6 protein-coding genes are annotated in these 6,546 nt (G+C 65.9%); all 6 read right to left on the minus strand.

The features are described 5' to 3' along the window. Position 1: 1 nt before the first annotated feature. The gene (gene benC / locus G3N61_RS25560) at positions 2-1,024 is read right to left on the minus strand and encodes a benzoate 1,2-dioxygenase electron transfer component BenC (RefSeq protein ID WP_089454384.1); all 1,023 of its coding nucleotides are present in this window, start codon (positions 1,022-1,024) and stop codon (positions 2-4) included. Between the two features lie 40 nt (positions 1,025-1,064). Beyond that, positions 1,065-1,553 (minus strand): benzoate 1,2-dioxygenase small subunit, encoded by a 489-nt coding sequence (gene benB, locus G3N61_RS25565; RefSeq protein ID WP_089454383.1) that lies wholly within the window; start codon positions 1,551-1,553, stop codon positions 1,065-1,067. Continuing rightward, a complete protein-coding gene (locus G3N61_RS25570; RefSeq protein ID WP_205823891.1) occupies positions 1,550-2,908 on the minus strand; it encodes a Rieske 2Fe-2S domain-containing protein in 1,359 nt (452 codons plus the stop codon). Before G3N61_RS25570 ends, benB begins: the two co-directional genes overlap by 4 nt. Positions 2,909-3,022: 114 nt before the next feature. Continuing rightward, positions 3,023-3,958 carry a catechol 1,2-dioxygenase gene (catA, locus tag G3N61_RS25575; RefSeq protein ID WP_205823892.1) on the minus strand — a complete coding sequence of 312 codons (936 nt, stop codon included), beginning with the start codon at positions 3,956-3,958 and terminating at the stop codon, positions 3,023-3,025. A gap of 52 nt (positions 3,959-4,010) precedes the next feature. Beyond that, on the minus strand, positions 4,011-5,147 hold the full coding sequence (locus tag G3N61_RS25580; protein ID WP_205823893.1) for a muconate/chloromuconate family cycloisomerase: 1,137 nt from the start codon (positions 5,145-5,147) through the stop codon (positions 4,011-4,013). A 560-nt stretch (positions 5,148-5,707) separates the two neighbouring features. Next, a partial coding sequence (locus G3N61_RS25585; RefSeq protein WP_241017904.1) for an amidase family protein occupies positions 5,708-6,546 on the minus strand: 839 nt, incomplete at its 5' end.

The raw sequence follows: 6,546 nt of genomic DNA on the forward strand, positions 1-6,546 counted from the left end.
ATCACGCCGCCTTTGCCGTGACGTTGGGGGTGAACTTCTCGTAGTGGAAGCTGTTCGGCTTCACGCCTTCGTCGTCGAAATACTTGCGCACCGCGTCGACCATCGGCGGCGGGCCGCACAGATACACGTCGACGTCGCCGTCGTTCAGCGCATCGGCCGGGATGTGCTGCGTGACCCAGCCCTTGCGCGGATGGCTCGACGCGGCGTCGGCAATGACCGTCGCGAAGCTGAAGTTCGGCAGCTTCGCCGCATAGGCTTCGATCGCTTCGACCAGCACGAGGTCGAGATCGCGCGTCACGCCATAGATCAGGTGCACCTTCTGCTGCGCCCCGGTGCGCGCAAGTACCTCGAGCATCGACAGGAACGGCGCCAGCCCGGTGCCGCCCGCGAGGAACAGCAGCGGCCGCTGCACGTCGCGCAGGTAGAAGCTGCCGAGCGGCCCGTGCAGTTGCAGCGTGTCGCCGGGCTGCGCCGATTCGAGCCAGGTGCTCATCACGCCGCCGGGAATTTTCTTGATCAGGAAACTGACCTTCGCATCCGCCGGCGCCGACGAGAACGAGTAGGAACGGTGCTGCCCGCTCGCGGGCACGTCGATGTTCACGTACTGGCCCGGCAGAAACACGGGCGCGGCCGCGCCGACGTCGAGTTCGAGCACGACGGCCGCGTCGTTGTGCTGCTCGACTTTCGTCACCGTGGCGGCGAAACCGCTCTGGCCGGTCTTGCACGCGACCGACGACGTCGGCACCGCGATCACGCAATCGCTTTGCGGCACCATCTGGCAGGTCAGCACGAGGCCGCCGTCCTTCTCGTCTTCGGTGAGCGCATCGTCGATGTAGTCGTCGCCGAGGTCGTAGCGGCCGCTTTCGGCGCGGCACTTGCAGGTGCCGCACACGCCGTCGGAGCAATCCATCGGCAGGTTGATCTTCGCGCGGAAGGCGGCGTCGAGCACCTTCTCGCCGGCCTTGCAGTCGATGAAGCGGGTTACCCCGTCCTCGAAATTCAGTGCAATCTTGTAACTGGACATGGCGTCACCTCCACTTCCTTTCATGACAAAGCAACGGGTGTCAGACGTGGTACACGTCGAGCACCTGCCGGATGTAGTCGTTCTTCAGCACGATCTTCTTGTACGAGATCAGCAGTTCATCGCCCACCTTGCGCAACGTGACGAACATCGTGCCGAAGAAGTGATCGGTCACGCGGTAGCGGTGGTTCAGCGTGTGAAAGTTGTAGCGCACGTCTACCTCGTCGTCGCGCTCGGCCAGCACCTCGACGTTCGTCACGTTGTGGCTGGTGCGCGGCTCGGGCGTCGATGCGCCGCTGCGCTCGGTCTTGATCCGGAACACGCGATCCTCGAGGCCGCCGCGGTCCGGGTAGTACATCAGCGAGATCTGGCTCTGGTGATCCTCGGTCGGCCGATCGTCGTCGTCCCATGCGGGCATCCAGTACGTGACGTCCTCCGTGTAGCAGGTCAGCCACGCGTCCCACTGGCGATCGTCGAGCAGGCGCGCTTCGCGATACAGCGCCGCGCAGACAGTCCGGTAATCGAAGCTCATGCTGCCACCTCCCCGCGTTCCTTCTTCAGCGCATCGCGCATCACCTGCACCCAGTGTTCGTGCTGGCACACGAACAGCCCTTCGTCCTCGCTGCGCTCGCCGGAAATGCGCGGGTTCAGCCCCATCTTCTTCGCGTTCTCGTCAGGGCCGTCGACCCACAGCGGCGCGCCGCGCGACAGGTCGTTCCACATCGCCGTGATGCCCGCATAACCGGCCTGGCATGCGCGAAACTCTTCGAGATCGTCGGCCGTGCCCATGCCGGTCACGTTGAAGAAATCCTCGTACTGGCGGATCCGGATCGTGCGATCGGTCTCGCTCTCGCCCTTCGGCGCGAAGCAGAAGATCGTGACTTCGGTCTTGTCGACACCGAGCGGCCGCACCACGCGGATCTGCGTGCTGAACTGGTCCATCAGGAACACGTTCGGGTACACGCACAGGTTGCGGGTCTGGTTGACGATGAAGTCGGCCTGCACGTCGCCGACGCGCGCCTTGATCTCTTCACGGTGCTGATACACGGGCCGCACTTCCGGGTTCATCGTCTGCGTCCACAGCAGGATGTGGCCGTTGTCGAAGCCGTACACGCCCGCGACCGACTTGCTCCAGCTGTTCGCGTCGACGGCCTTGGTGCCGTCTTCCTTGCGGCGGCCCATCGTCGCCGCGTAGTTCCAGTGCACGGTGCTGACGTGGTAGCCGTCGCAGCCGTTCTCCATCTGCATCTTCCAGTTGCCTTCGTAGATGTAGGACGAGTTGCCGCGCAGCACTTCGAGCCCGTCCGGCGCCTGGTCGACGATCTGGTCGATGATCACGCGCGCTTCGCCGAGGTATTCCTCGAGCGGCAGCACGTCGGCGCTGAGGCTGCCGAACAGGAAGCCGCGATAGTTCTCGAAGCGCGCGACCTTCTTCAGGTCGTGCGAGCCGTGCGTGTTGAACTGCACCGGATACTCGGTCGTCTTCTCGTCCTTCACCTTCAGCAGCTTGCCGGTGTTCGAGAAGGTCCAGCCGTGGAACGGGCACGTGAAGCTGCCCTTGTTGCCGTGCTTGCGGCGGCACAGCATCGCGCCCTTGTGCGCGCAGGCATTGATGACCGCGTGCAGCTCGCCGGTCTTGTCGCGCGTGATCACGATCGGCTGGCGGCCGATCCACGTCGTGTAGTAATCATTGTTGGCCGGGATCTGGCTTTCGTGCGCCAGGTACACCCAGTTGCTCTCGAAGATGTGCTTCATCTCCAGCTCGTACAGCTCGGCGTTCGTGAAGATGTCGCGGCGGCAGCGGAATACGCCGGCCGCCTTGTCGTCCTGCACGGCGGTGGCGAGCAGGTGATCCAGGTCGGTGGCTTGGTCGATCGTGGCGGACATGTTGGCTCCTCCCATGCGCGTGCCGCGTCCTGCAAGCACGCTCGCATCGGTAATCGGTTGAATCTCGCGGGAACCCGGCCGGCGGCGGCGCATCCGCGCCGCGCCGGCGGGCGGTTACGCCGTCGCGGCTGCGCGCAGGCGGTGGACGATCTGGTTGTCCTTGCCCTGCACCAGCGGCGTCAGCACGAAGTTGAACTCGATGTCCTGGTACGCATTGGCCTTCATGCCGAGCGCCGTGCCGCCGGTCTTGTCGACCACGGGCGGGATCAGCTCCTCGCGCGTCGCATACGCGAAGTCATCCCAGATCAGCGGATCGCCGTCGATGTTGAACTGCGTCGTCAGCTTGCGGTGGTCGTGGCTGTCGACGAAGAAGTGCACGTGCGCCGGGCGGTTGCCGTGGCGGCCGAGGCCATTCAGCAGCTGCTGCGTCGCGCCCTGCGGCGGGCAGCCGTAGCCGACCGGCATCAGCGTGCGGAATTCGTACTTGCCGTCGGCGCCCGTCTTCACCGCGCCGCGCAGGTTGAAATCGCTCTGCTTGCCGGTCGGGTCGAAGTGCGAATAGAAGCCGTGCGAGTTCGCGTGCCAGCATTCGACCACCGCGCCCGCGATCGGCTTGCCGTCGAGGCCGGTGACCGTGCCGTGGATCACGAGCGGGCCCGCGCCGTCGTCCGCGTCGAGGTCGATCTTCGACACGCCGTCGCGCACCGGCGCACCCGCGACATACAGCGGCCCTTCGATCGTGCGCGGCGTGCCGCCATCGAGGCCGACCGCCTTGTCCGCGGCGTCCATCCGGATGTCGAGATACTTTTCCAGACCGAGGCCGGCCGCGAGCAGCGCCGCTTCGCCGTCCTGGCCGAGCTTGTTCAGGTAGTTGACGCCGGCCCACACTTCGTCGGGCGTGATGTCGAGATCGTCGATCGCCTTGAACAGGTCGCCGAGCAGCCGCAGCACGACCTGCTGCGTGCGCGCGTTGCCTTCGTTGCCGCCCGCGTTCGACGCGGCCTTCAGCAGATCCTGCACTTCCCGGGTATCGAAAACTTTGACGCTCATGATGGTGTCTCCACGTGTATTAGGGGGAATGACGGCCGTTGCCTGGCTCGGGTTATCGCGCGACTTTCGTCAGCCCGTCGCGGGTGAAACGCCTGACCTTGTCCTCGTCGAGTTCGATGCCGAGGCCAGGGCCGTCCGGCACGGTCAGTTCGAAGTCGCTGTAATCGAGCGGCTGCGTCAGGATCTCTTCGGTGATCAGCAGCGGGCCGAACAGTTCGGTGCCCCACTGCAGGTTCGCGAAACTCGCGAACAGGTGCGCGGACGCCACCGTGCTGAACGCGCCTTCGAGCATCGTGCCGCCGTACAGCTCGATGCCGGCCGCGTCCGCGATCGCGGCGACGCGCTGCGCGGCGAACAGGCCGCCGCTCTGCTCGATCTTGATTGCGAACACGTCCGCGCCGTGATGCTTCGCGATGTCGAAGGCGCTGTCGGGGCCCTGCAGGATTTCATCGGCCATCAGCGCAATCGGGAAGCGGCGCATCAGGCGCGCCAGCGCCGCGGCCGAGGCCACCGGCTGCTCGACCAGTTCGCAGCCGGCATCGGCCAGCGCCGGAATCGCGCGCGCGGCCTGTGTTTCGCTCCATGCCATGTTCACGTCGACCCGCACCGACGCGCGATCGCCGACGGCCTTCTTGATCTCGGCCACGTGGCGGATATCCGTATCGAGCGCCTTCGCGCCGATCTTCAGCTTGAACACATTGTGGCGGCGCTGGTCGAGCATCCGCTCGGCTTCGGCGATGTCGGTGGACGTATCGCCCGACGCAAGCGTCCACGCGACCGGCAGGCGATCGCGGCGGCGGCCGCCGAGCAGTTCGCTCACCGGTACGCCGAGGCGCTTGCCGTGCGCGTCGAGCAGCGCGGTTTCGAGCGCGCTCTTCGCAAAGTGGTTGACCTTCGCGAGCTTGCCGAGGAACGCCATCAGCGTCTGGATGCGCGTCGCGTCCTTGCCGACGATTGCCGGCGCGAGATAGGTGTCGATCGCGAGCTTCATCGCCTCGGGGCTTTCCGGGCCGTAAGCCATGCCGGCGATCGTCGTGCCTTCGCCGAGGCCCGTCACGCCGTCGCTGCAGAACACCTTCACGAGCATCAGCGTCTGGCCGTACATCGTGGCCACCGACAGCTTGTGCGGGCGGATCGTCGGCAGATCGACGAGGCGGGTTTCGATGCGTTCGATGGTGACGGAGGACATGGGGCACGCCGTGGGGTGAAGTTCTTGAGGCGATTTATACGTCTCGGCCGGATCGAGCGTCCAATACTTTTAGGCGGCCATTTCAATACCTGACAGGTATTGAAATTCGGGAATATTCGGTTGATTTCGCGGTTTACCATACCCTCCATGACAGGCAATACGGCCTGGAAGCCATGCTGGATCGAGGGGAGCGGCCACCCGGGATGCGAGCGGCCGCAGATGGGTTTGGCATCGGTCGCCACGCGCGCAGCGACGTAAAAAAGTGGCCTCGGCGGGCCGCTGTCAGGGTTTTCCTGATGCCTCGCACGGGGGCTAGGGGGCAAGTTTCTCGCCACGCGCGGTCGGCAATCGGCTTCGCCGTCGTTCGTTCGACCGGTTGTCCGCGCAAGCTTATGTGGCACCGACAAGATTTACGACAGCGGTGCTTACGCACCGGGTCGAGCACGCACGGGGGGCCGTCTGGGCAATCCACAGGACGTGCCTGGCCGGCTTCGTGGCGAGCGCCGCCGGTTCCGGCGACTCATTCAGCCGCCGCACCGCCCCGGCGCGGCGGCGCAACGTCACGACGTACCGTCGACGCCCGGGTACCCGCCCAACCTGCCCTCGACCCCATACCCATCGTCCGGCAACGGCAGCCGCCCAAGCACCCGCTCGACCTCCAGCGCGACCGCGATGAGCTCACGATCGGTGCCGGCCGCCGCGTCCAGTGCGAGACCGACCGGCAACCCGGCCTCCGTCAGGCCGGCCGGGATGGTCATGCCCGGTACACCGGCATTGCTGCCCGGTTCGGTATTCCGGATGTAGGTCGAGAACACCGACGCGGTCTCGCCGTTGAGCAGCATCGCGTCACCCGACGGGATCGGGCACGCGGTGGCGATCGTGGTCGGAAAGACCAGCGCATCGGCGCCGCTGTCGGCGAGGCACTGCCGATACACGGCACGCGACCGCGTACGCCGGTCGAGCGCGGTGTGGTACGCCGCTTCGCCGATACCGTCGGGGCCGGTGATATGGCGGGCGATCTTCGCGACGTCCGGGCTTCCCACGTTCGCGACGATGTCGTCGACCGACAGGTCGTAGCCGTTCTCGACCAGATACGCGTGCATTGACGAACGGAATTCATACATCGCGATGATGGCCGGCTCGTCGTCGAAGAACCCCGGATAGTCGTTCAGGTCGATGTCGACGCACTCGAATCCCGCCTGCTCCAGCTTGGCCAATGCGGCATTCGCCACCGCGTCGACATCCGGCGCGAGGCCGCGCCAGAACGTCGTGCGCGGGACCGCCAGGCGCACCGGGCGCGTTGTGTTGCGGGTCGGCAGCGACGTCGGCGCGCCGGTGCCGGTGCCGGACAGAATCGCATCGAGCAGCGCGATGTCCTCGACCGACCGCGCGATCGGGC

This window comes from Burkholderia sp. Ac-20349 (assembly GCF_017104865.1).
Classification (GTDB): Bacteria; Pseudomonadota; Gammaproteobacteria; order Burkholderiales; family Burkholderiaceae; genus Burkholderia; species Burkholderia aenigmatica.